At 73.0% G+C, this 23,844-nt stretch carries 20 protein-coding genes; 4 read left to right on the top strand and 16 right to left on the bottom strand.

Translation table 11 applies throughout. The annotated features are described in order from the left end of the window. Window positions 1–31: 31 nt before the first annotated feature. The 9 genes from ftsW to mraZ all read right to left on the bottom strand — a co-directional run bounded on the left by ftsW (window position 32) and on the right by mraZ (window position 11,187). Complete coding sequence (ftsW, locus tag EDD29_RS07185; protein ID WP_123663507.1) at window positions 32–1,297, bottom strand: putative lipid II flippase FtsW; 1,266 nt, start codon at window positions 1,295–1,297, stop codon at window positions 32–34. Next, window positions 1,294–2,685 carry a UDP-N-acetylmuramoyl-L-alanine--D-glutamate ligase gene (murD, locus tag EDD29_RS07180; RefSeq protein ID WP_123663505.1) on the bottom strand — a complete coding sequence of 464 codons (1,392 nt, stop codon included), beginning with the start codon at window positions 2,683–2,685 and terminating at the stop codon, window positions 1,294–1,296. The genes ftsW and murD overlap by 4 nt, the downstream gene beginning before the upstream one ends. Next, window positions 2,685–3,758 (bottom strand): phospho-N-acetylmuramoyl-pentapeptide-transferase, encoded by a 1,074-nt coding sequence (gene mraY / locus EDD29_RS07175; protein ID WP_123663503.1) that lies wholly within the window; start codon window positions 3,756–3,758, stop codon window positions 2,685–2,687. The genes murD and mraY overlap by 1 nt, the downstream gene beginning before the upstream one ends. Beyond that, window positions 3,755–5,164: a UDP-N-acetylmuramoyl-tripeptide--D-alanyl-D-alanine ligase gene (locus tag EDD29_RS07170; protein ID WP_123663501.1), complete on the bottom strand. Its 1,410-nt coding sequence runs from the start codon at window positions 5,162–5,164 to the stop codon at window positions 3,755–3,757. The genes mraY and EDD29_RS07170 overlap by 4 nt, the downstream gene beginning before the upstream one ends. Next, window positions 5,161–6,660 carry a UDP-N-acetylmuramoyl-L-alanyl-D-glutamate--2,6-diaminopimelate ligase gene (locus tag EDD29_RS07165; protein WP_123663499.1) on the bottom strand — a complete coding sequence of 500 codons (1,500 nt, stop codon included), beginning with the start codon at window positions 6,658–6,660 and terminating at the stop codon, window positions 5,161–5,163. Before EDD29_RS07165 ends, EDD29_RS07170 begins: the two co-directional genes overlap by 4 nt. 63 nt (window positions 6,661–6,723) lie before the next feature. After that, window positions 6,724–8,451: a peptidoglycan D,D-transpeptidase FtsI family protein gene (locus EDD29_RS07160; RefSeq protein WP_123670329.1), complete on the bottom strand. Its 1,728-nt coding sequence runs from the start codon at window positions 8,449–8,451 to the stop codon at window positions 6,724–6,726. Window positions 8,452–8,702: 251 nt separating this feature from the next. After that, window positions 8,703–9,614 carry a cell division protein FtsL gene (gene ftsL, locus EDD29_RS07155; protein WP_211359590.1) on the bottom strand — a complete coding sequence of 304 codons (912 nt, stop codon included), beginning with the start codon at window positions 9,612–9,614 and terminating at the stop codon, window positions 8,703–8,705. Next, complete coding sequence (rsmH, locus tag EDD29_RS07150) at window positions 9,611–10,564, bottom strand: 16S rRNA (cytosine(1402)-N(4))-methyltransferase RsmH (RefSeq protein WP_123663497.1); 954 nt, start codon at window positions 10,562–10,564, stop codon at window positions 9,611–9,613. The genes ftsL and rsmH overlap by 4 nt, the downstream gene beginning before the upstream one ends. Window positions 10,565–10,755: 191 nt before the next feature. Then, window positions 10,756–11,187: a division/cell wall cluster transcriptional repressor MraZ gene (gene mraZ, locus EDD29_RS07145; protein WP_123663495.1), complete on the bottom strand. Its 432-nt coding sequence runs from the start codon at window positions 11,185–11,187 to the stop codon at window positions 10,756–10,758. Between the two features lie 415 nt (window positions 11,188–11,602). Between mraZ and EDD29_RS07140 the strand changes: the two genes are divergently transcribed. Genes EDD29_RS07140 through EDD29_RS07130 form a run of 3 tightly spaced genes read left to right on the top strand, consistent with a single transcriptional unit; the run spans window position 11,603 to window position 16,105 of the window. After that, window positions 11,603–12,574, top strand: coding sequence for an AAA family ATPase (locus EDD29_RS07140; RefSeq protein ID WP_123663490.1), 972 nt, complete (start codon window positions 11,603–11,605; stop codon window positions 12,572–12,574). A 1-nt stretch (window position 12,575) separates the two neighbouring features. Continuing rightward, a complete protein-coding gene (locus EDD29_RS07135) occupies window positions 12,576–13,781 on the top strand; it encodes a DUF58 domain-containing protein (RefSeq protein ID WP_123663488.1) in 1,206 nt (401 codons plus the stop codon). Window positions 13,782–13,804: 23 nt separating this feature from the next. Further along, window positions 13,805–16,105, top strand: a complete 2,301-nt coding sequence (locus tag EDD29_RS07130; RefSeq protein ID WP_148085892.1) for a transglutaminase TgpA family protein — start codon at window positions 13,805–13,807, stop codon at window positions 16,103–16,105. Window positions 16,106–16,226: 121 nt separating this feature from the next. Here EDD29_RS07130 and EDD29_RS07125 read toward each other — a convergent pair whose 3' ends face one another. The 6 genes from EDD29_RS07125 to EDD29_RS07100 all read right to left on the bottom strand — a co-directional run bounded on the left by EDD29_RS07125 (window position 16,227) and on the right by EDD29_RS07100 (window position 21,038). Beyond that, window positions 16,227–16,637 (bottom strand): DUF3040 domain-containing protein, encoded by a 411-nt coding sequence (locus tag EDD29_RS07125; RefSeq protein ID WP_123670328.1) that lies wholly within the window; start codon window positions 16,635–16,637, stop codon window positions 16,227–16,229. Between the two features lie 137 nt (window positions 16,638–16,774). Then, a complete protein-coding gene (locus EDD29_RS07120; protein ID WP_123663484.1) occupies window positions 16,775–18,070 on the bottom strand; it encodes a DNA polymerase IV in 1,296 nt (431 codons plus the stop codon). Further along, the gene (locus tag EDD29_RS07115; protein WP_123663482.1) at window positions 18,060–18,869 is read right to left on the bottom strand and encodes a methyltransferase domain-containing protein; all 810 of its coding nucleotides are present in this window, start codon (window positions 18,867–18,869) and stop codon (window positions 18,060–18,062) included. The genes EDD29_RS07120 and EDD29_RS07115 overlap by 11 nt, the downstream gene beginning before the upstream one ends. A gap of 105 nt (window positions 18,870–18,974) precedes the next feature. Beyond that, window positions 18,975–19,391: a transcription antitermination factor NusB gene (gene nusB / locus EDD29_RS07110; RefSeq protein ID WP_123663480.1), complete on the bottom strand. Its 417-nt coding sequence runs from the start codon at window positions 19,389–19,391 to the stop codon at window positions 18,975–18,977. After that, window positions 19,391–19,951: an elongation factor P gene (efp, locus tag EDD29_RS07105; protein ID WP_123663479.1), complete on the bottom strand. Its 561-nt coding sequence runs from the start codon at window positions 19,949–19,951 to the stop codon at window positions 19,391–19,393. The genes nusB and efp overlap by 1 nt, the downstream gene beginning before the upstream one ends. Window positions 19,952–19,988: 37 nt before the next feature. Next, entirely contained in the window at window positions 19,989–21,038 is a 1,050-nt protein-coding gene (locus tag EDD29_RS07100; RefSeq protein ID WP_123663477.1) for a M24 family metallopeptidase, read from the bottom strand. A gap of 165 nt (window positions 21,039–21,203) precedes the next feature. Between EDD29_RS07100 and EDD29_RS07095 the strand changes: the two genes are divergently transcribed. Next, a complete protein-coding gene (locus tag EDD29_RS07095) occupies window positions 21,204–22,691 on the top strand; it encodes a flavin monoamine oxidase family protein (RefSeq protein WP_211359589.1) in 1,488 nt (495 codons plus the stop codon). Window positions 22,692–22,773: 82 nt separating this feature from the next. Here EDD29_RS07095 and EDD29_RS07090 read toward each other — a convergent pair whose 3' ends face one another. Beyond that, on the bottom strand, window positions 22,774–23,823 hold the full coding sequence (locus tag EDD29_RS07090) for an LLM class F420-dependent oxidoreductase (RefSeq protein ID WP_123663473.1): 1,050 nt from the start codon (window positions 23,821–23,823) through the stop codon (window positions 22,774–22,776). Between the last annotated feature and the right edge of the window lie 21 nt (window positions 23,824–23,844).

Here is a 23,844-nt window from a genome sequence, read left to right as displayed (position 1 = left end):
GCGAGAGATCCCGGGATCTCGGACGGGGGGTTCATCTGGACCGGCCCAGACCCAGCCAGCTTAGAGCGCGGGCGGCCGGTCCGGGGCCACGTGCGGCGAGAGCCTGCCGGGCTCCCGGCTCGCGTTTGGCGAAGGACAGCAGGACGCCCAGCCCGATGAGGGTCGGGATCAGCGCGGAACCACCATAGGAGACCAGCGGCAGCGGGATTCCGGTAATGGGTAGGACGTTGATGACGGCCCCGATGTTCACGATCGCCTGCACCACCACCCAGGCGGTGACGCCGGTCGCGGCGAGCCGCATGAACGGGTCGCGCACCCGCCGGGCCACCCGCAGGCCCGCGTAGGCGAGCAGGCCGAACAGGCCGAGGACGATCAGGGTGCCGACGAGGCCGAGCTCCTCGCCGAGGACGGCGAAGATGAAGTCGGTGTCGCCGTGCGGCAGGTACTCCCACTTGGCGCGGCCCTCGCCGAGCCCGGTGCCGAACAGGCCGCCGGAGCCGAGCATGTACAGGCCCTGGTTGCTCTGGTATCCGGCCCCGAGGGGGTCGCCGGTGGGGTCGAGGAAGCCGGTGAGGCGGTTCATCCGGTAGGGCTCGACGACGATCAGGATGGCGGTGAGCAGGACGACGAGCCCGGTCATCCCGACGAACAGCCGGGCCGGGGCGCCGATCACCCACAGCAGCGCCAGGAAGATCGTGAAGACGATGAGGGTGGTGCCGAGGTCGTTGCCGAGCATGACCAGCAGGACGAGCAGGCCCGAGCCCGGCAGCAGCGGGATCAGCAGCTGCCGCCAGTCGTTGAGCATCCGCAGCTTGTCCTTGCGGGCCAGCAGGTCCGCGCCCCACAGCACCAGACCGAGCTTGGCCGGCTCGGACGGCTGGAGCTGGATGCCGCCGCCGAAGCTGAGCCAGCGGGTGGCGCCGTTGACGTTCTGGCCGAGGCCCGGCACCAGGACCAGGGCGAGCGCCAGGACCGACAGCAGCAGGATGGGGTAGGCGGCGACCCGGAAGAACCGGGGCGGCAGCATCGCGGTGACCGCCATGAGGGGAAGGCCGATCGCCACCCAGGTGGCCTGCTTCTGGAGCAGGGTGAAGGCCGAACCCGTCGACTTCAGCTGGTTCACCGACGACGCCGACAGCACCATCGTCAGGCCCAGCGCCAGCAGCAGCAGGGTGCAGCCGATCACCAGGTAGTAGGAGGTGAGCGGCCGGTCCAGCAGGCCGAGCACGTGCGCGAGGTGGGCGCGGGGCCCGCGGCGGGCCCCGCTCTGCGGCTCTCCGCCGGCCGTGACCGTCACGCGACCGGGCTTCCGCCGTCCCCGGGGCCCGCCAGCCGGTGCACGGCCGCGGCGAACGCGTCACCGCGCGCCCCGTAATCGGCGAACATGTCCATCGACGCCCCCGCCGGGGCGAGCAGCACGGTGTCGCCGGGACGGGCGAGCCGGGCGGCTTCGGTCACCACGAGATCCATCGCACCAGTGTCGGTGGCGGCGACGTCCAGGACCGGGACATCCGGGGCGTGTCGCGCGAGCGCGTCGGCGATCTGGGCGCGGTCGGCGCCGAGCAGCACCGCCCCGCGCAGCCGCGGCGCGGCGGCGCGGACGAGGTCCTCGACGTCGGCGCCCTTGAGCAGGCCGCCCGCGATCCACACGATCTGCTCGTAGGCGGCCAGGGAGGCCGCCGCCGCGTGCGGGTTGGTGGCCTTGGAGTCGTCGACGTAGGCGACCCCGTCGACTTCGGTGACGAGCGCGATGCGGTGGGGGTCGGGCCGGAAGGCGCGCAGCCCCTCACGGACCGCCTCGCACGAGACGCCCACCGCTCTGGCCAGGGCCGCGGCCGCCAGCGCGTTCGCGACGTTGTGGGGGGCGAAGGGCGCCACGTCGGCCAGGGAGGCGAGCTCCTCGGCCGAGCGGACGGGGTCCTCGGTGGTCGCCCGGTCGACGAGGAGGTCCTCCACCACGCCGAACTCGCCGGGCGCGGGGGTGCCGAGGGTGAACGCCTGGGCGTCCGGCCCGGCGAGCGCGACCGTGACGGGGTCGTCGGCGTTGCAGACCCGGACGGTGCCCGGGCCGTAGATCTTGGCCTTGGCCGCGCCATAGGCGTCCAGGGAGCCGTGCCAGTCCAGGTGGTCGGGCGCGACGTTGAGGATCACCGAGGCGCGCGGGTCGAGGCTCGACGACCAGTGCAGCTGGTAGCTGGACAGCTCCACCGCCAGCACGTCGTGCCCCGCCGTCACCGCCTCGACGATCGGCTCGCCGACGTTGCCGACGGCGACCGCGTCCAGGCCGGCGGCGCGCAGGATCGAGGTGAGCATCCGCACCGCGGTGGTCTTGCCGTTGGTGCCGGTGATCGCCAGCCACGGGGCGGCGCCCTCTTCGGGGCGCAGCCGCCAGGCCAGCTCGACCTCGCCGATGACCTCGACCCCGGCGGCCGCCGCAGCGGCCAGCAGGGGCGCGGTCGGCTTCCAGCCGGGCGAGGTGACGACGAGGTCGGCGCCCTCGGGGAGGGTGTCGCCGTCCCCGAGCCGGAGCCGGACGCCGACGGCCTCCAGCTCCGCGGCGCCGTCGACCTCGGTGCGGGCGTCCACGCCGGTGACGACGGCCCCGCGCCCGGCCAGCACGCGGGCCGCGGCCCGGCCGGACACGCCGAGGCCGGCGACGACGACGCGCACGTCCTTGAAGATCATTACTTCGGCACCCACTCCAGGTAGAACAGTCCGACGCCGGCGGCGACGCACAGCCCGCAGATCAACCAGAACCGGACGACGATCGTCGTCTCCGCCCAGCCCGACATCTCGAAGTGGTGCTGGAGTGGCGCCATCTTGAACAGCCGCTTGTTCTGCCCGAGCAGCCTGCCGCTCAGCTTGAACCAGCCTACCTGGAGGATCACCGACATCGTGATCAGCACGATCAGGCCGCCGAGGATGGCCAGCAGGATCTGGGTGCGGGTGGTGATCGCCAGGCCGACCAGGACGCCGCCGAGCGCCAGCGAGCCGGTGTCGCCCATGAAGATCTTCGCGGGGGGCGCGTTCCACCACAGGAAGCCGAAGCAGGCGCCGAGGACGGCGGCCGCGACGACCGCGAGGTCGAGCGGGTCGCGGACCCAGTAGCAGTGCGGCTCCAGGCCCTGCGCGCAGCTCTGCCGGAACTGCCAGTTGCCGATGATCACGTACGCGGCGAGGATCAGGCCGACGGTGCCCGAGGCGAGGCCGTCGAGCCCGTCGGTCAGGTTCACACCGTTGGACACGCCCTGGATGAGGATCAGCGCCCAGATCACGAACAGGTACGGGCCGATGTTCGGCCCGAAGTCGCGCAGGAACGACAGGTAGGTGTCGGCCGGGGTGATGGTCAGCTCGTTGGGGAACTGGAGGCACCCCACCGCGAAGATCACGCCGACGATGACGATGCCGGTCGCCTTGGCCCGGCTGCGCAGGCCGAGGCTGCGCTGCTTGAAGACCTTGATGTAGTCGTCGATGAAGCCGACCACGCCCAGGCCCGTCATGAGGAACAGCACGAGGCCGGCCGAGATCGTCGGCTGGGTCCAGGTGATCAAATGCGCCGCGGCGTACCCGAGCAGGGAGCCGACGACGATGACGGTGCCGCCCATCGTGGGGGTGCCGCGCTTGCTGAGGTGCGTCGCCACACCGTCTTCGCGGATCATCTGGCCGTAGCCGAGACGGACCACCAGGCGAATCCACAGGGGGGTGCCGAGCAGGCCGATGAAGAGGGCGAAGCCGCTCGCCAGGATTACGTTGTTCACGCCGAAGCCTCCGGGGGGGCGTCCGCGAGCAGTGCCTGGGCCACCCGTTCCAGGCCTGCGACCCGGGAGCCCTTGACGAGCACCACGTCGCGCGGGGCCAGCCGTTCGCCCAGCACGGCCACGGCCGTACCGACGTCATCCACCTGTACGCACTCTCCGTTCCATGTCCCGATCCGCTTCGCGCCCTCGAGGAGGGGAGCCGCGTCCGGGCCCACCGCGATGAGACCGGCCACTCCGGTCCGCGCGGCATGTTGTCCGATCTTCTCGTGTTCCGCAACGGAGGACGGACCGAGTTCCGCCATCGGGCCTAGGACCGCGTAGGTCCGCCGCCCCTCCGCCATCCGGGCGAGCGCGTCGAGGGCGGCCCGCACGGACTCGGGATTCGCGTTGTAGGCGTCGTTGACCACGGTCAGGCCGTCGGCCCGGTGGGTGACCTCCATCCGCCAGCGGCTCAGCTGCGCCGCCTGCGAGAGCGCCTGTGCGACGAGGGTCACAGGCAGGCCCGCCGCCCGTGCCGCCGCCGCGGCGGCCAGCGCGTTGGAGACGGCGTGCGCGCCGTGCAGGCGCAGGGTGACGGGCGCGGCGCCTTCGGGGGTGACGAGGGTGAAGGACGCCCTGCCCTCGCCGTCGTAGGTCTCGGCCTCCGCGCGCACGTCGGCCGAGGGGTCCCGGCCGTAGGTGACGACCCTGGCCGCGGTCCGCGAGGCCATCGCCGCGACCAGGGGGTCGTCGGCGTTGAGCACCGCGGTGCCGTCGGCGTCCAGCGCCTCGACCAGTTCGCCCTTGGCCTGCGCGACGGCCTCGCGGCCGCCGAACTCGCCGAGGTGGGCGGTGCCGACGTTGAGGACCACGCCGATCGACGGCCTGGCGATATCGGTCAGGTAACGGATGTGGCCGACGCCGCGCGCGGCCTTCTCCAGCACCAGGTAGCGGGTCGCCGCGTCGCCGCGCAGCACGGTCAGGGGGTGCCCGATCTCGTTGTTCAGCGACCCGGGCGGCGCGACGGTCGGCCCGGCCGCGGCGAACACCTGGGCCAGGAGGTCCTTGGTGGAGGTCTTGCCGGACGAGCCGGTGACGCCGACGACCGTCAGCTCGGGGAGCTCGGCCAGGACGCCCCGGGCCAGCCGGCCGAGCGCCGCGACCACGTCGGGGACGACCGCGGTCGGGATGCCGGGCAGCGGCCGGGTCCCGAGCACCGCGACGGCGCCCTTGGCGACCGCGGCGGGCGCGAAGTCATGGCCGTCGGCCCGCTCCCCCGGCAGCGCGACGAACAGCGCGCCGGGCTCGGCGAGCCGGGAGTCGATGACGACGGGCCCGGTCACCACGCAGGCGGCCGGGTCCGCGGGGCCGCCGTGGGCGGTGCCCCCGGCGAGCGCCGCGATCCGGTCCAGGGAGAGGGCGATCACTGGCGCTCCCGGATGGCCTTGGCGAGGACCTCGCGGTCGTCGAACGGGATGACGCGCCCCGCGGCGTACTGGCCGACCTCGTGGCCCTTGCCCGCGACGACCAGGACGTCGCCGCGGCCCGCCCTGGCGACCGCCAGCGCGATCGCGGCGGCCCGGTCGGGCTCGACGACCAGATGGGCGCGCTCGCCCTCGGGGACCTTCAGGGCGCCCTCGACCATCGCGGCGAGGATCGCCAGGGAGTCCTCGGTGCGCGGGTTGTCGTCGGTGAAGACGGCGAGATCGGCGAGCCGCACCGCGGCCTCGCCCATGAGCGGGCGCTTGCCCTTGTCGCGGTCGCCGCCGCAGCCCAGCACGATGATCAGCCGTTCCGCGGTGACCGGCCGCAGCGTTTCCAGCACCGCCTCGACCGCGCCCGGCTTGTGCGCGTAGTCGACCAGCGCCGCGAACTCCTGGCCCTCGTCGACCCGCTCCATCCGGCCCGGCACGCCCGGCATGTGCGCCACGCCCAGGACCGCGCGCTGGAGCGGCAGGCCCGCCTCGACCAGGGCGACGATCCCGCCGAGCGCGTTGGCGACGTTGAAGGGGCCGGCGAGGTCCACCCTGGCGTCGGCCTCGATGCCGAGCGGGCCGACGATCCGGAAGGCGCTGCCGTCGGCGCCCATCCTGACCTCCTCGGCCCACCAGTCGGCCGACCTGTCGCCCGACGGCGAGAACGTGGTGATCGGCACCCCCGCGCGGGCGACCAGTTCGCGCCCCCACGGGTCGTCGATGTTGACGACGCCGACCCGGCTGCGCGCCGGGGTGAACAGCGCGGCCTTGGCGTTGAAGTAGTCGCGCATCGTCGGGTGGTAGTCGAGGTGGTCCTGCGACAGGTTGGTGAACAGCGCCACGTCGAAGACGGCGCCGCCTACCCTGCCCTGGTCCAGCGCGTGGCTGGAGACCTCCATCGCCATCGCGCCGATGCCGCGCTCGCGCGCGGTGGCGAGGATCGCGTGCAGGTCGGTGGCCTCGGGGGTGGTCAGCGACGACGGCATGCGCTCGCCGGCCATCCGGGTCTCGACCGTGCCGATGACGCCGGCGGGCAGGCCCGAGCCTTCCAGGCCCGCCTCCAGGATGTAGGCGGTGGTCGTCTTCCCGCTGGTGCCGGTGACGCCGACCAGGAGGAGGCTCAGCGCCGGGTCGCCGTAGACGTAGGCGGCGGCGTCGCCGAGCACCGGGCGGACCGCGCGGACCACGATGACGGGCAGGCCCGTCGCCTCGGCCTCGGCGGCGCCCTCGGCGTCGGTGAGGATCGCGGCGGCTCCCGCGTCGGCGGCCTGCGCGGCGAACCGGGCCCCGTGGAACCGCGCCCCGGGGAGCGCGGCGTACAGGTCGCCCGGCTGGACCTGGCGGGAGTCGTGCGTGATCCCGGAGACCTCGCCCTCGCCCCGCCACTGCACCCCCAGCCGCTCGGCGAGGCCGGTGAGCGGCCGCGCCGGATTGCTCGAAGGACGCATCTGGTAACTCTCTCGTGCGGACATTGCTCTGTGGGACGCCGGAGGCGACGTCCCGGTTGGCGGTCAGTCGGCGAACATCTTCAGCGTCGGCGCGACAGTCCCCGTGGGCGGCACCTTCCGGGACTTCAAGGCGAAGGACATGACCTTCTGGAAGACCGGGGCGGCCGTATCGCCACCGTAGTACTTCTTCTTGGGATCTTGCAGCACGACCTGGACGACGAGCTGTGGATCGTCGGCCGGAGCCATGCCCGCGAACGAGGCCGTGTACCCCTTGTAACCTCCCGCCTTCTCCACGTAGCGCTCGGCCGTGCCCGTCTTGCCCGCGACACGGTATCCCGGGATCTGCGCGGCGGGCGCGGTGCCCTCGCGGCCCACCGCCCCTTCGAGCATCCGGATGAGCTGGTGGGAGGTCGCCTCGCTGATCACGCGGCGGCTCGCCGGAGCGGGCGCGGCGGTGAACGCGCCGTCCTCGTCCAGCGTCCCCGCGACGAGGGTCGGGGTGACCCGCACCCCGCCGTTGGCGATCGTGGCGTACACGCTGGCCATCTGGAGCGAGTTGACCGACACCGTCTGGCCGAAGGAGATCGGGTACCTGTCGGTGCCGCTCCAGGTCGAGGGCGGGTGCAGCAGGCCCCGGGTCTCCCCGGGAAGGCCGACGCCCGTCTCCGCGCCGAAGCCGAACGCCGTCAGATAGTTGTAGAGCTTGTCGTCGGGCAGGTTCTCCGACGCCATGATCGTGCCGACGTTGCTGGACTTGGCGAGGATGCCGCCGAAGGTGATGTTCTTGTAGGTCTCGTGCTCGTGGGAGTCCTTGAACTTCTTGTCGTACTTCCAGAGGTGGTCCGGGACGTCGAACGTGCTCTCGGGGGTGACCAGGCCCTCCTCGAGCAGCGCGCCGGCGGTGATCACCTTGCCGGTGCTGCCCGGCTCGAACGCCTCCTGCACCACCCGGTTCTGGAGCTCGCTGGAATCGGCCTTGGCGTACTCGTTGGGGTCGAAGGTCGGCACCGACGCCATCGCCAGGACCCGGCCGTCCGGGGTCATCACCACGACGGTCCCCGACTCGGCCTTGAACTCCTTGACCGCGTCCGCCAGGGCCGTCTGGGCCTCCCACTGGATGTCCTGGTCCAGGTGCAGGCGCAGCCCCTGGCCGGGCACGGGCTCCTGGGTCTGGCCCTCGCCCATCGGGATGTGCTGGCCGTCGCCCGCGCTGATCTCCACCCGCTGCCAGCCGGGCACGCCCTTGAGCAGCTTGTTCTGCGCGTACTCCAGCCCCGCGCCGCCGTCGCCCGCCTGGTTGACGAACCCGACGACGTTCGCGGCGACCGCGTCCGACGGGTAGGACCGCCGCGACTCGGGCACCACGCCGATGCCGCGGTAGCCGAGCGACAGCACCAGCCGCCCCTTCTCGGGGGTCACCGAGTGCGCCAGCACGACGTACCGGCTGTCGGGCGTGCTGATGGCCTCCAGGACCTTCTGCACGTCGAGGCCGAGCATCGACGACAGGCGCGCGGCGACCTCGGTCCGCTTGGCCGGGTCGATGAGCGACGGGTCGGCGAAGACGCCCCTGGCCTCCTGGGTGAGCGCCAGGGGGCGGCCGGAGGCGTCGGTGATCGTGCCGCGCACGGCGGGCAGCTCGATCCGGCGCAGCCGCTGGTCCATCGCCAGGGCCTCGTACTTGCCCGAGTCGATGCCCTGGAGCTGCACGAGCCGTCCGGCGAACAGCGACAGCACGAACGCGATGATGAGCAGCCCTGCGTTCAGCCGCTTCATCGGGTCCTTGAGCCGCATCGTCTGGCGCCGCCTGGGCGGCGGACGGCGCGGCGGGCGCGGCCGGGGCGGCTGGGTCCGCTCCTGCGCCCTGTCCTGGGTCCGGTCCTGGGTCCGGCCGGACGCGGGCGCGGCCTTGCGCGGCCCTGAGCCGCGCGGCGCGGCGGGGTCGGGCAGCGTGCCCGCGCCGCCGCCCGGCCTGCGGCGCGGCGTGGCCGGACGCGGGCGCCGCCCCGGCGGGACCGCCCCGCCGGGGGTGCGCGGGCGGTCCGTCACCGCTCCCCCGGGGCCGCGGGGTCGGTCTGCACTTCCGGCTGGGTCCCGGTGTAGCCGGGGATGCCGTCCCCGGGCACGATCGCGCCTGGCACCCCGATGACGCCCGCCGCGGCGGCAGCGGCGGCGGCCGCCGACGGGACGGGCCGCTTCTTGCCGCCGGTGACGGTGCCGTCGACCGGGTCGACGAACGCGAGCTGCTCCGGCTGGACCATGCCCTCGTTCTCGGCCTTGGCCGCCAGCCGCTCGGGGGCCTCCTCGCGGGCGATGTCCTCGACCAGCTGCTGCTTGTCCTGGATCAGCTGCCGCTCGCTCTTCTGGAGGGCGCTGAGGGTGAAGGAGTCGCGGGCCAGCACGGTGTTGAGCACCAGCAGGCTCACCAGCGCCCCGCCCATGAGGCAGAGCACGAGCAGCACGAACGGCGCCCTCGGCCGTCCGTCGTGCGCCGGCGCCTTGGGCCGTGCGGCCTTGGGGCGCGGCTCCTTGGCGGGCGGCGCGGCGGGGCGGCGCGCGGGCGCCGGGCGCGGGTCCTTGGCGGGCGCGCGGCGGCGCGGCGCGGCGCGACCGGGCACCGGGTCGGCGACGGGCTTCGCGGCGGGCTTGGCGGGGGGCTTGGCGGGGGGCTTGGCCACGGGCTTCGTCGCGGTCCTGCCCTCCGCCTTGGCCTCCGTCTTGCCCTCTGCCTTGGCCTCGGCCTTGCGGGACGGCTTCCGCGCGGTCTTCGCGGCCGTCTCGGCGGTGTCCGGGGACGCCTTGCGGGACGGCCTGCGCGCGGGCGCGGTCCGGGCCTCCTCCTCGGCGGGGGCGCCCTCCCCCGTCTGGACCGGCTGTCCGGGAGCGGGGGCCTCCTCCCGGCGGGCGGGCTTGGTCCCGCGACGTCCGCGCGGTCCGCCGCGCTCGATCGTCGTCATGCGTCCTCCCGGATCCGCTCGGCGGCGCGGAAGCGGACCGAGGCGGCCCGCGGGTTCCCGGCGATCTCCGCCTCGGTGGCCTGCTCCCCGCCCCTGGTCAGCAGGCGGTACTTCGGTTCCATCCCGGGCAGCGGCACGGGCAGCCCGGGCGGGGTGTGGTCGGTCGTGCGGTCGGCCAGGACCCGCTTGGTGATCTTGTCCTCCAGCGAGTGGTAGGACAGGACGGCGATCCTGCCGCCGACCGACAGCGCGTCGAGCGCGTTGGGCAGCGCCCGCTCCCACACCGTCAGCTCGCTGTTGACCTCGATGCGCAGCGCCTGGAAGGTGCGCTTGGCGGGGTTGCCGCCGGTGCGCCTGGCCGCGGCCGGGATCGCGGCGCGCACCAGCTCGGTGAGCCGCATGCTGCCGGTGAACGGCTCCTTCGCGCGCTCCTTGACGATCGAGGAGACGATCCGCTGGGCGAAGCGCTCCTCGCCGTACACGCGCAGGATCCGCACCAGCTCGCCGGGCGGGTAGGTGTTGAGCACCTCGGCGGCGGTGGCCCCGCGCGTCTGGTCCATCCGCATGTCCAGGGGCGCGTCGTAGGAGTAGGCGAACCCCCGGTCCGGCTCGTCCAGTTGCGGCGAGGACACCCCCAGGTCGAACAGGACGGCCTGGACGGTCGGCTCGCCGAGCCGGGCGAGCACCGAGGGCAGCTCGTCATAGACGGCGTGGACCAGGGTGACGCGGTCGCCGAACGGGGCGAGCCGCTTGCCGGCGCGCTCCAGCGCGACGGTGTCGCGGTCCAGGCCGAGCAGCCGCAGGGAGGGGAATGCGCTGAGCATCGCCTCCGCGTGCCCGCCCATGCCGAGTGTCCCGTCGACATAAAGCGAACCCGGCGCCCCCACGGCGGGCTCAAGCGTCCGCAGGACGCGGTCAAGCAGTACCGGAACGTGTCCGGGATCGATCATGGTGGTACTCCCCCACGGCAGCCGACCGCTCGCGGTCGATCGGACATGCGTCTCCGGGAGGGGCGTTCGCCCGGCCAGGTCCCCAACCGCTTGCCCTGAGGAAGGGCCACCTGGCGCCGGGGAAGCTGCGCCAGCTGGCGGGGAGAGCGGGTGGAGACCTGGCCGGACGGAAATACCCATCCCGGGTCAAACTAGAGAATTCCCGGCAGCACCTCCTCCGAGAGGTCGGAGAAGGACTCCTCTTCGGCTGCGAGATAGGACTCCCAGGAAGGTGCGTCCCAGATCTCCAGCCGGGTGTTGGCGCCGATCACCACGCAGTCGCGGCCCAGGCCGGCGTAAGCGCGCAGCGCGGGCGGGATCGTGATCCTGCCGCTCTTGTCGGGGACCTCATCGGAGGCGCTGGCGAAGAAGACCCTGCTGTAGGAGCGCACCGCCTTGGCGGTGACCGGGGCCGTCGACAGGGCGTGGGTGATCCGCTCGAACTCCGCCACGGGGAAGACATACAGGCAGCGTTCCTGGCCCTTCGTGATCACCAGTCCCCCTGACAGCTCCTCGCGGTACTTGGCCGGCAGGAACAGCCGCCCCTTGTCGTCCAGGCGCAGCGGATGGGTGCCGAGGAACAAGGCCCCACCCCCTGGCGCCGTATTCCCTACAGCTCGGGAAAGCCATAAATCAGTGGGACCCTTGCCCCACAGCGCCCCACTGTACTCCACTCCTCCCCACCGTCAACTACAAAAACGTGCGTTTTTGCACCCCGCCGCCCCTCGAAACCCCTGCTCAAGGCAGGTGGGGCGAAGTGGGGGCGGCCGCCCCCTCGACGGCGCGGCGCGACCGCGGGAACGGCCCGCGGAATGATCTTCGGGGCGCCCTCCCCACCGAGTCGGTGTGGAACTTTCCACCGTCGGTGCGACGGGCGGGCGGCCAAGGCCGTACTGTCGGTAACACCGGCAAAAGACGGATAATGCTGCGACCGGACCATGGGCGTCAGAAGCCCCTACATTGGGCCGTGGGGAAATCACCGAGCAGGGCGGAGAGTTCGTGACAGTGGGTGTGCGAAGCGGCGCCGGAACCGGATTCGGTGACGTGGCCGGCGTCGCGGGGAAGATCAGATCCGCGGTCGAGTCGGTCATCGAGGGCAAGAGCGAAGCCGTCAACCTCGCCTTGACCGTGATGCTCGCCGAAGGCCACCTCCTCATCGAGGACGTCCCCGGCGTCGGCAAGACGATGCTGGCCAAGACGCTCGCCCGCGCGGTCGACGGCACGGTCCGCCGGATCCAGTTCACCCCCGACCTGCTGCCCAGCGACATCACCGGCGTGAGCGTCTTCCAGCAGGACCGTCGCGTCTTCGAGTTCGTCCCCGGCCCGATCTTCGCCACGGTCGTCGTCGGCGACGAGATCAACCGGGCCTCGCCGAAGACCCAGTCGGCCCTCCTTGAGTGCATGGAGGAGCGGCAGGTCACCGTCGACGGCGTCACCCACCCGCTGGAGCGGCCGTTCATGGTCATCGCCACCCAGAACCCGGTGGAGATGGAGGGCACCTACGCCCTGCCCGAGGCGCAGCGCGACAGGTTCACCGCCCGGATCTCCATGGGCTACCCCAGCTACACCGCCGAACTCGACATGCTCGACGCGCACGGCGCGGCGAGCCCGCTGGACTACCTCCAGCCCGTCGCCACCGTGGAAGAGGTGCGCGGGCTCGTCGAGACCGTCCGGCGCGTGCACACCGCCCCCGCGATCAAGCAGTACGCGGTCGACCTCGTCACCGCCACCCGCGAGCACCCCGACCTCCGCCTCGGCGCCTCTCCCCGGGCCACCCTCCAGCTCGTGCGGGCCGCCCGCGCCCGCGCCGCGCTCGACGGGCGCGAGTACGTGCTGCCCGACGACCTCCAGGCGCTCGCGGGACCGGTGCTCGCGCACCGGCTGCTGCCGACCGCCGAGGCGCGGGTCGAGCGCCGCAAGCCCGAGCAGATCGTCGCGGAGATCGTGGCTCGGCTGCCCCTGCGCGGCTGAGGTGGGATTCGTCACCGCGGCGCTGGAGGCACTGACCACGCGCGGGAGGTCGTTCGTCGCGGCGGGGTTCACCGCGGTCGTGTGCTCGTTCCTGCTGGGCGAGCGCGATCTGCTGCGCGCGGGCCTGCTGATCCTGCTGCTCCCCCTGATCTCCGCCCTCGCGGTCTCCCGCACCCGCTACCGGCTGGCCTGCGCGCGCCGCCTGTGGCCGTCCCGGCTCCCGGCCGGGCACGAGGCACGGGCCGACCTGAGACTGGAGAACGTCTCCAAAATGCCCTCGGGCCTACTGCTGGTGGAGGATCGCGTGCCGTTCACCCTCGGCGGCCGGGCCCGGTTCGTGCTGGACCGGATCGAACCGCACGGCTTCCGGGAGCTCGGCTACCGGCTGCGCTCGGACGTCCGGGGCAGGTTCCGGGTCGGGCCGCTCACCGTCCGGCTCGCCGACCCGTTCGGCCTCGTGGAGCTGGCCCGCTCGTTCAGCCTCACCGACACCCTGACCATCACGCCCCGGATCGTCGACCTGCCCGCGCAGCGGATGCTGTCGTCGTGGGACGGCGACGGGGAGAGCCGCTCGCGCGCGATCGCGGTGGGCGGCGAGGACGACCTCGCACCGCGCGAGTACCGGCGCGGCGACGACCTGCGCCGGGTCCACTGGCGGTCCACCGCGCGCTACGGGGAGCTGATGGTGCGGCGGGAGGAGCAGCAGTGGCAACGCCGCGCGACGCTCCTGCTCGACACGCGCCGCACCGCCCACCCCTCGGAGGAGTCGTTCGAGCTCGCCGTGTCCGTCGCGGCCTCGGTGGGCGTGCACCTGGCCGAGGAGGGCCTGGCGCTCCGCCTGGCCACCGACGCGGGACAGGAGGCCGCAGTGAGCTACCCGGCGGGCCCGGAGGCGGGCGGGGAACTCCTCGACGCCCTGGCCGTCGTGTCCCTTTCCGACGAGCCGAGCCTCGTTCCCGGGGCCGCCACGCTGGCGGGACCCGGTCCCGGCGGCGCCGGGGGCCTCGTCGTCGCCGTCCTCGGCCGGATCACCCCCGACGAGGCGCGCATGCTCGCCGCCTCGGGCGGCGCGGGCGCGCCGATCGCGCTCCTGACCGCCGGGGAGGGCGCGGAGGGCGCCGCCGTGCTGCACGCCGCGGGGTGGCGAGTGCTCGCGCCGACCTCGCTGGAGGTCCTGCCGTCGGTCTGGGCGGGGGCGGGCCAGTGACGCCCCTCGGAGAGGACCCGGACATGAAGCCGCGGCCCGCGCTGGCCGTCGCCGCCGCGGCGGCCTCGGCGCTCGCCGCGACGAGCCTCGTGCCGCTGTTCCAGGACCGGTCGTGGGCCCTGCCCGCGCTGGGCGCGATCGCCGTCGTGGCCCTGGCGGGCGCGGTGGTGCGGCGGTTCCGGCTGCCCCCGGTCTTCACCCTCGTCGGCGCGTTCGCCGCGCTGCACCTCTACCTCACCGCGTACTTCACCGGCGCCCACGCGCTGCTGTGGGTGATCCCGACCACCGACTCGATCTCCGAGATGCTCTCCCTGCTCCGCGAGGGCAGGCACACCGCCCAGACCTACGCCGCCCCCCTGCCCGTCGACGACGGGGTGCGGATCATCGCGGCGTTCGGCGTCGGGCTCGTCGCGGCGACGGTGGACCTGCTCGCGGTGCGGCTGCGCCGCGCCGCCCCGGCGGGGCTGCCGCTGCTGGCGATGTACAGCGTCCCGGTCGCGGTGCCGTCCGAGAGCGTCAGCTGGATCTCCTTCGCGCTCGGCGCCGGCGGCTACCTCGTGCTGCTGGCGATGGAGGCCCGCGAGCGGGTGGGCGCCTGGGGCCGGACGGTCCCGTCGCGGCTCGACGGCACCCTGGGCGTGCCCCGGCTGCCCGCGGGCAAGCGGGTCGCCCTCGCCGCGATCGGGGTGGCCGTGGGGATCCCCGCACTGCTGCCCGGCCTCGGCGCGCACGGCATCCTCGATCTCGACGAGCGGCGGACCGGCGGCTCGGCCACGATCACCACCGCCGACCCGCTGGTCGACCTCAAGCGCAAGCTCACCGACCTCGGCGACACCGAGGTCCTGCGGTACACCACCGACGACCCGCGACCCGACTACCTGCGGATCTTCGCGCTCGACAAGTTCGAAGAGGAGCGCTGGACGTACTCGCCGCTCGCGGCGGGCACCGCCCCGCGCGTCGCCGACGGCATCACCCTGCCGCGGGTGCCCGGCCTCAGCGCCTCCGCCCACGTGAACGCGCGGACGGAGATCACGATCGGTCCCGACGTGCGGGACATGAAGTTCCTCGCGCTGCCCTACGCGCCCCGGAACGTCAGCGTCGAGGGCGACGACTGGCGGGTCGACCGGCAGTCGCTCATGGTCTACTCGACCGGCTCCGACGCCGACGGCCTGACCTACTCCGTCGTGAGCCGCCGCGCGACCCCCACCGCGGCGCAGCTCCGCCGGGCGTCCGGGGGCGGCCCCATGGAGTACACCCGGGTCCCGGAGCTGCCCGCCGAGCTCCAGTCGATGGTCCAGCAGATCACCGCGAAGGCCAAGACGCAGTTCGACCGGGCGCTGGCGATCCAGCGCTGGTTCACCCGGGAGTTCACCTACTCGCTCGAACCCGCCCCGCCCACGCAGCTGTCGGACCTCATGGCCTTCCTGAACGACCGGCGCGGGTACTGCGAGCAGTTCGCGGCGACCATGGCGCTGATGACGCGGTCGCTGGGCATCCCGACCCGGGTCGTCGTCGGGTACGCGCCGGGGACCCGGCAGCCCGACGGCAGCTACCTGGTCAAGCAGCGGGACGCGCACGCCTGGCCCGAGCTGTACTTCGAGGGCACCGGCTGGGTGCGGTTCGAGCCGACCCCGGGCGGGACGGGCGCCCCGACCTCCGTCGGCACGCCCGACTACACGGCGCCGCGCAACCAGGACGGGCAGACGGGCCAGCAGGAGAGCGGCCCGCAGACCCAGACCCCGGTCCCGTCGGCCTCGGACACCCCCTCCGCCGAGCCGACCGAGACGGCCGGCACCGCCGCGGTGCCGGAGGACGCCGAGACCGACGCCGCGCTGCCGTTCTTCCTCCAGCCGCTGCTGTGGCTTCTCGTGGTGTGGCCCCTCCTGCTGATCGGCGCGCTGCCGCGGCTGGTGAGGGAGGGCGCCTCACGGCTGCGCTGGCGGAGGACCGCCGATCCGGCGACCGCGGCCTGGGCACAGCTGCGGGCCGACAGCCTCGACCACGCGCTCGGCTGGCAGCGGTCGGAGTCGCCGCGGGCCGTCGTGGCCAGACTCGGACCACGCCTCGGCCCCACCGCGGCCCAGCCGCTGGCCCGTATCGCCCTCGCCCAGGAGCTGGCCAGGTACGCGCCGCCCGAGGCGCTGCCCCCGCAGGGCAGGGAGGGGCTGCGCGAGGACGCCGCGGCGGTCCGCAGCGCCATGTCCGAGTCCGTCCCCGGCCCCGCGTCGGTCCGGGCCCGGGTCCTGCCCGCCTCGTCCCTGGACGCGGTGCGGCGTGGCTGGACCGCCCTGCGGGACGCCCTCGCCCGGCGGCTCGGGCGCTGAGCCCGCGGGCCGGGCGACGCGCCCGGCGCGCCGTGGGACACGAGAACGCGGGGACACGAGGACGCGAAAAGGCCGCGCCCGTCAGGGGCGCGGCCTTTTCGCAGTACAAAGCTCGCCGGCGTTACTGCTCCTCGGAGCGGCGCCGCCAGCGCTCCTCCAACTTGTTCATGAACCCGCCGGAGGACTGACGGCCTCCGCCACGCGGGGCGGGGTTTCCGTCGGGCTCGAAGTCGGCGGTCACGCCGATCCCCGTCATCCGCTTCCAGCTCGACAGCGCCCAGACGCCGCTGGCGAGCATCAGAAGGAAGCCGGTGACACTGATCGCGACGGTGACGCCGCCTTTTCCGACGGCCAGACCGGCCATGAGCACGAAGATGCCCACCACCAAGCCCAGCACCGCCTTGATGATCTGACGCTTGTAGTGGCTCCGCGGATTGGTGGTACGGACGGCATGCGCGAACTTCGGGTCTTCCTCATACAGCGCATGCTCGATCTGGTCGAGCAGACGTTGCTCGTGCTCAGAGAGCGGCACGGTGCCTCCCAACGACTGCCCCGTGGTTCCGGTGCCTGGCGCTCCTTGGCCGGACGGGGACCTGGCTAACGGTGATATGCCCAGAATACGAGCCGAGACGACCTGAGTGAAGAAAACCCGGGCGGTAGGACCAGAACCTATGCATCGGCGCCTCCCCTTGCGCTCCCGGCGTCCCGGGCGTCACTCACGCCCCGCCGGGGTCTGCGGGATCCGGGCGGCAGTAGCGCCGCGGGCCTGATCGCCCCGCTGCCGAACCGTCGCGCCGCCTCGTCCATCGCCTGCTCCGCCTCACGCCAGCCCGTCTCCGGCTCGTCCAGGGCCAGCTGGCGGGGTGCCTCGCCCGCCTCGGACAGATTCTCCAGACGGACACCGATCAATCGGAGTGGTACCCGCTCCCGCCCGGATGCCTCGAACAGCTCGCATGCTGTGAGATAGATCACACGAGAAAGATCCGTGGGCTCGGCCAGAGTCCGTGACCTGGTGATCGTCGAGAAGTCCGGTTCGCGCAGCTTGATGCTGACCGTCCTGCCGCGCAGGCCCGCCGCGCGCAGCCGCTCCCCGGTCCGCTCGGCGAGCCGCAGCAGCTCCCTCCGGACCTCGGCGGGATCGGCGACGTCGATCTCGAAGGTCTCCTCCGCGCCGATGCTGCGATCGGGGGTCTCGGGGGTGACGCCGCGCGGATCCCGGCCCCAGGCCAGCTCGTGCAGATGGGCGCCGAGCGCGTTGCCGAGCTCCGCCCGCAGGGTCGCGACGGGGATCGCGGCGAGTTGGCCGACCGTGGCCAGGCCGAGCGCGCGCAACCGGGCCTCGGTGCGCTCCCCGACCCCCCACAGCGACGCGATGGGCAGGGGGTGCAGGAACTCCAGCACCCCGTCGGCCGGGACGACGAGCAGGCCGTCCGGTTTGCAGCGGGTCGAGGCGAGCTTGGCGAGGAACTTGGTCGGCGCCACCCCGACCGAGCAGGTCAGCCCCAGCTCGCCCTGGATCCTGCGCCGGATCAGCGCGGCGATCTCGGCCGGCCTGCCGAACAGCTTCGCCGCGCCCGCGACGTCGAGGAACGCCTCGTCCACCGAGAGCGGCTCCACCAGGGGCGTCACCGACCTGAGGATCTCCATGACGCGCCGGGAAGCCTCGCCGTACCTGCCGTGCCTGGGCGTCAGGACGACGGCCTGCGGGCACAGCCGCAGCGCCCGGGTCATCGGCATCGCCGAGTGGACGCCGAAGCGCCGCGCCTCGTAGGAGGCCGCCGACACGACCGCGCGCGCCCCCTTCCCGCCCACCAGGACGGGACGGCCGCGCAGCTCCGGCCGCTCCAGCAGCTCGACCGAGACGAAGAAGGCGTCCATGTCGACGTGCAGGATCGGGCACCCGGAGTCGTCGGCGAGCGGGCCGCGCGACGGGCCCGGCCGGTGGAGCTGCTGTTTACGCGACACGGGGCCGGCGCGCGGTGAGATGGAGCCGCGCCGCGAGATCGGCGAGGACGGGGTGGGCGCTGGCCGCGGTCTCCAGCGCGGCGAGCGCCTCGGCGGCGCGTGGATCGGCCTCCGCCGCGGCCCCCGGGACGAGGTCGCCGAAGACCCGGACGCCCTGGATCCGCGGCTCGGCGAGACCCGCGCCCGCGGCGAGCTCCAGCAGCCCCGCGCGGGTGAACCGGCGCGGGACGGGGTCGCGGTCGCCCCAGCGGCCGTCCTCGGCCGTCAGCGCCCGCTGGGCCTCCGCGAAGTGCCCCGCCACGGCCCGGTGCACCACCGCGGCCAGCGCGCCCGGCACGAGCAGGCTGACGGTCCCGCCGGGCCGGGTGACCTCCACCAGGGCGGCGAGGCCGCGTGGGACGTCTTCCAGGTACTCCAGGACGCTGTGGCACAGCACGAGGTCCGCGCGGGCGGGCCCGACCAGGGCCGCCACGTCGGCGGCCTCCCCCTGGACTCCGTGCACCGCCACCCCGGCCTCGGCGGCGCGCCGCTCCAGGATCGCCAGGGCGTCGGCGTTGGGATCCACCACGGTGACGTGATGGCCGAGGGCGGCCAGCGGCACCGCGTAGTGGCCGGTGCCGCCGCCGACGTCCAGGACGTCCAGCGGGCCGCCCGCCAGCACGGGCCGCAGCGCCTCGCGCACCACGGACACCGGATCGGCGGACGCCCGCGCGCCGCGTGGCCCGGCGTGCCGCGGACCTGCGGGATCGGGGTGCGCGGCGGCCGAGCCGGCGCGGGACAGGCCTTCCTCCACGGTCATGCCACCACCCTAACCACGGGCTGTGACATTCCGCTGGAGGGGCCGGTGGCGGGCATGCGCGAGGCCCGGCCCCCGCCCTCGGGGTCCGGGCCTCGATCACCGTGCTTACAGCGCCAGGCTCGGCTTGAGCTCCTGGAGCCGCGACAGCAGGCCGTTGACGAACTTCGGCGACTCCTCGGTCGAGAAGTCCGTCGCCAGGGCGACGGCCTCCGAGAGGGCGACGCCGTCGGGCACGTCGTCCGCCCAAAGCAGCTCGAAGGCGCCGATGCGCAGGACCGTCAGATCGACGGCGGGCATCCGGTCGAGGGTCCAGCCGACCGCGTAGGTGGCGAGCAGCTCGTCGATCCGCTCGCGGTGCCGGGTCACCCCCTCGATGATCCGGACGGCGTGCGCCTGCTCGGCCAGCTGCTCGCCCTTGGGCTTGTCGCGCCGCAGCGCCACCTCGCCCGGCGAGATGTCCCGCTGCTGCGCCTCGAAGAGGATCTCGAAGGCGTACTTGCGGGCCTTGGACCTAGCCGCCATCAGGCGCGGCCGAGGTAGTCGCCGGTCCGGGTGTCGACCTTGATCTTCTCGCCGGTCGTGATGAACAGCGGGACCTTGATCTCCGCGTCGGTCTCCAGCGTGGCGGGCTTGGTGCCGCCGGTGGAGCGGTCGCCCTGGAGGCCCGGGTCGGTGTGCTTGACGATGATCTCCACGGTGACGGGCAGCTCGACGTAGAGCACCTCGCTCTCGTGGAGCGCCAGCATCGCCTGGCCGTTGTCCAGCAGGAACTTGGCCGCGTCACCCAGGACGGCCGGCGAGACGTAGAGCATCTCGAACGTCTCGTTGTCCATGAAGACGTAGTCGTCGCCGTCCTTGTACGAGAACTGCATGTCGCGCTTGTCGACGGTCGCGGTCTCGATCTTCAAACCGGCGTTGAAGGTCTTGTCCACGATCTTGCCGGACTTGACGTGCTTCAACTTGGTGCGGACGAAGGCGGGCCCCTTGCCCGGCTTGACGTGCTGGAACTCCACCACCGACCACAGCTCGCCGTTGTCGAGCTTCACTACCAGGCCGTTCTTGAGGTCGTTCGTCGTCGCCACTCGAATCGTCTTTCCGTATCGGCCGCGGCCCTGTACGTCACAGGACCAGCAGCTCCTTGGTGGTCTGGGTGAGGATCTCCGGGCCGTCCGCGCGGACCACGAGCGTGTCCTCGATCCGCACACCGCCGCGGCCGGCGAGATAGACGCCCGGTTCGGCGGTGACGGGAACTCGATCCCCCAGTTTACCGGTCCTGGAGGGGCCGAGCATCGGCGCCTCGTGGATCTCCAGGCCCACTCCGTGGCCGAGGCCGTGCGTGAAGTCCGCACCGTGCCCTCCCGCGGCGATCACCGTGCGGGCCGCGGCGTCCACCGCGGCGACGTCCGCGCCCGGCACCGCCGCGGCGACCGCCGCGCGCTGGGCCTCGGCGACGAGCCCGTAGACCTCCCGCTGCCAGGCCGCGGCGGACCCGACGGCGACGGTCCTGGTCATGTCGGCGTGGTATCCGCCGACCTGGGCGCCGAAGTCCATCGTCACCAGGTCGCCGTCGGCCAGCGGCCGGTCGCCCGGGACGTGGTGGGGCACCGCCCCGTTGGGGCCGCTCGCGACGATCGAGGGGAAGGCGATCCCGTCGGCTCCGAGGTCGATCATGTGCCGCTCCAGGGCGACCGCGACGCGCCGCTCGGTGACGCCGGGCGCGAGCAGCGGCAGGACCAGCGCGAACGCCCGGTCGGTGAGCGCGCAGGCGCGGCGCAGGAGGTCGATCTCCGCCTCGTCCTTGACCGCGCGCAGCTCCTCGACGAGGTGGCCGAGCGGGGTCGCGCGCACGTCGCAGAACAGCCGCGCGTGGTCCTCGACGGTGACGTCGTGCGCCTCGAAGGCCAGCTCGGGCCCCGCCCGTTCGATCAGCGCCTCGGCGACGCGCGGCGTGATCACCGTCTCCAGGTCGGGCGCGGCGACGGCGGCGGTCCCGGCATAACGGCCGTCTGTGGCCAGTACGGCGCGGCCGTCGGCGAACACCAGGGCGGCGGCGTTGGAGGACTCGAGGCCGGTCAGGTAGCGGACGTTGACGAGGCGGGTGATCAGCGCGGCCGGGGCCTGGAGCCTCGCGGCGAGCGCGGCGCGGCGCTGCTGGTGGATCTGCGGCATCCTTCGAGCCTAATTCGCCCGGCCGCGGGCGGCGCGGGCGGCGCGCTCCACCGGCTTTCCTGATCGATTCCCTTGATCGGCGGCTGCCGCTTCCCCTAGCTTGTGCCGTTCAACGTGAGTCTTCTTCATATCCGTCCGGCCCCGCACCCCCTGAAGGAACGGCACATGACGTCAGTAAGCCGCAGAAGGATGCTCGGAGGCGCCGTGGTCTCCGCGGCCTCGCTCGCCGCCCTCCCCGCCACCAGCGCCTCGGCCGCCCCGGGAGACCCCGGTGAGCCCCTCGAGGTCGACGTCTGCGTCGTCGGCGGCGGTCTCTCCGGCCTCACCGCCGCCCGGGACCTCGTCGCCGCGGGCAAGTCCGTCGTCGTCCTCGAAGGCCGCGACCGCGCGGGCGGGCGCGTCTACGGCATGACGCTCGGCGACGGGACCGTCACCGAAGGCGGCGCGGAGTTCATCGGCCCGACCCAGGACCGCATCGCCGCCCTCGCGCAGAGCCTCGGCGTCCAGACGTTCCCCACCTACAACACCGGCAAGAACGTCTACTACCGCAGCAACAAGCGCTCCACCTACGCCACCGACGGCCTCCTCGGCGCCGTCCCGCCCGACTGGGGCGTCGTCGACCTCGAACTGGCGATGACCACGCTCAGCGGCATGGCCGCGACCATCACCCCCGGCAGGCCCTGGACCGCCGCCAAGGCCGAGGAATGGGACTCCCAGACCTTTCACACCTGGTCGCGCCTCAACACCGTCAGCGCCGGCGCCCGGTTCCTGTTCGACGCGTTCATCTCCTCGACCCTGTCGGTCCGCTCCAAGGAGGTCTCCCTCCTCTACGTGCTGAACTACATCGCGTCCGCCGGCAACGCCGCGAACGCCGGGAACATCGACCGGCTCATCAACACCGCCGGCGGCGGGCAGGAACTGCGCATCACCGGCGGCTCGCAGGAGATCCCGCTGCGCCTCGCCGCCCAGCTCGGCGACCGGGTGAAGCTGAACACCCGCGTCCGGCGGATCACCCTGGACGGCGGGCCGCGCGCCCTCGTCGAGAGCGACGCCCTCCAGGTGTCGGCCAAGCGCGTCATCGTCGCGATGTCACCGCAGCAGACCGCGAGCATCGAGTTCCGGCCCGGCCTGCCCGCCTCGCGCGCCCAGCTGATCCAGCGCTTCCCGATGGGATCGGTCGCCAAGTTCGTCGCGGTCTACCCGACCCCGTTCTGGCGGGCCGACGGCCTCACCGGCCAGGCCGTCGCCGACTCCGGCGCCATCGACGCGACCTTCGACAACAGCCCCGCGGACGGTTCCCGCGGCCTCCTCATGGGCTTCGTCAACCAGACGAACATGCGCAGACTGCACGGCAAGAGCGACGCCGAGATCGCCACCGCCTGCCTCGCCTCGTTCGTCAAGCTCTTCGGCGCCCAGGCCGCCGCCCCCTCCCACTACGCCTACCACCTGTGGGACGCCGACCCCTTCAGCGGCGGCGGCCCCACCGGCATCGCCGCCCCCGGCGTCCTCACCGAGTTCGGCGAAGCCCTCCGCGCCCCCCACGCCCTCATCCACTGGGCCGGCACCGAAACCGCCGACTTCTGGACGGGATACATGGACGGCGCCGTGAGGTCGGGCGAGCGGGCCGCCTCCGAAGTCGTGGCATTGGTCTGAGAATCGTTCAGACCGAGCTCTTGCCCGACCTGTTCGTCGGCCCGGCCTCCGGTCCCCAGGGGGCCGGAGGCCGGGCCGGAAATCACGCTTCTTCGACCAAGCCCTTGAAGCGTTCGATGAGGGCGAGCTTGCCCTTGTGGTCGGCGGCGACGGGGGTGATGTTGAAGGTGGTGACGCCGGCGGCCTTGAAGGCGGCGATGCGCTCCTTGACCCAGGATTCGGGGCCGATGAGGGACATGTTCTTGAGGAGTTCGGCGGGGACCTTCTCGGCGGCTTCGGCCTTCTTGCCGGCCAGGTAGAGGTCCTGGATCTCCTCGGCCTCCTTCTCCCAGCCGTAACGGCGGCACAGGGAGTTGTAGAAGTTCTTGCCCTTGGCCCCCATGCCGCCGATGTAGAGGGCGAGGTGGGGGCGGCCGAAGTCGAGGTAGCCCTCGACGTCGTCGCCGATCGCCAGGGAGGCGGCCACGGAGATGCCGAGGTCGCCCAGCTCCGCGGAGCGCTTGGCCTTGCCCTTGGCGAGGGAGTCGCCCCACACGTCGCCCGCCTTCTCCGGCAGGAAGAAGATCGGCTGCCAGCCGTCGGCGATCTCCGCGGCGAGCTCCACGTTCTTCTCGCCGATGGCGGCGATCTCGACCGGGATCGACTTGCGCACCGGGTGGTTGATGATCTTCAGCGCCTTGCCGAGACCGGTGCCCTTCTCCGCGGGCAGCGGCAGCGTGTAGTACTTGCCCTCGTAGTTCAGCGGCGCCTCGCGCTTCCACACCTGGCGGCAGATCTCGATGACCTCGCGGGTGCGGCCGAGCGGCGCGTGGTAGGGCAGGCCGTGGAAGCCCTCGATGACCTGCGGGCCGGACGCGCCGAGGCCGAGGGTGAAGCGGCCGTCGGAGACGTAGTCGATGCCCGCGGCCGTCATCGCCATGAGGGCGGGGGTGCGGGAGTAGATGTTGAGGATGCCCGAGGCGATCTGCAGCCGCTCGGTCTTGGCCGCGATGTAGCCGAGCTGGCTGACCGCGTCGAAGCTGTAGGCCTCGGGCACGTAGACGATGTCGAGCCCGGCCTTCTCGAAGTCGACGAGCTCGGTGACGGCTTCCTTGAAACCGCCCGCGTAACCCAGGGGCATTCCGATGCGCATAGTGGTGATCTCCTCGAAGAA

It is taken from the genome of Actinocorallia herbida (assembly GCF_003751225.1).
Taxonomy (GTDB): Bacteria; Actinomycetota; Actinomycetes; order Streptosporangiales; family Streptosporangiaceae; genus Actinocorallia; species Actinocorallia herbida.
Note: the sequence above shows the minus strand (reverse complement) of the source record. Positions and strands in the feature narration are given on the sequence as shown.

Bases quoted from the DNA above. Each gene is read 5' to 3' on its own strand.
- murD (WP_123663505.1), bottom strand. From the start codon at position 2,685: ATGATCTTCAAGGACGTGCGCGTCGTCGTCGCCGGCCTCGGCGTGTCC.
- EDD29_RS07165 (WP_123663499.1), bottom strand. From the start codon at position 6,660: ATGCGTCCTTCGAGCAATCCGGCGCGGCCGCTCACCGGCCTCGCCGAG.
- EDD29_RS07160 (WP_123670329.1), bottom strand. From the start codon at position 8,451: ATGCGGCTCAAGGACCCGATGAAGCGGCTGAACGCAGGGCTGCTCATC.
- ftsL (WP_211359590.1), bottom strand. From the start codon at position 9,614: ATGACGACGATCGAGCGCGGCGGACCGCGCGGACGTCGCGGGACCAAG.
- rsmH (WP_123663497.1), bottom strand. From the start codon at position 10,564: ATGATCGATCCCGGACACGTTCCGGTACTGCTTGACCGCGTCCTGCGG.
- EDD29_RS07130 (WP_148085892.1), top strand. From the start codon at position 13,805: ATGAAGCCGCGGCCCGCGCTGGCCGTCGCCGCCGCGGCGGCCTCGGCG.
- EDD29_RS07115 (WP_123663482.1), bottom strand. From the start codon at position 18,869: ATGACCGTGGAGGAAGGCCTGTCCCGCGCCGGCTCGGCCGCCGCGCAC.
- nusB (WP_123663480.1), bottom strand. From the start codon at position 19,391: ATGGCGGCTAGGTCCAAGGCCCGCAAGTACGCCTTCGAGATCCTCTTC.
- EDD29_RS07100 (WP_123663477.1), bottom strand. From the start codon at position 21,038: ATGCCGCAGATCCACCAGCAGCGCCGCGCCGCGCTCGCCGCGAGGCTC.
- EDD29_RS07095 (WP_211359589.1), top strand. From the start codon at position 21,204: ATGACGTCAGTAAGCCGCAGAAGGATGCTCGGAGGCGCCGTGGTCTCC.
- EDD29_RS07090 (WP_123663473.1), bottom strand. From the start codon at position 23,823: ATGCGCATCGGAATGCCCCTGGGTTACGCGGGCGGTTTCAAGGAAGCC.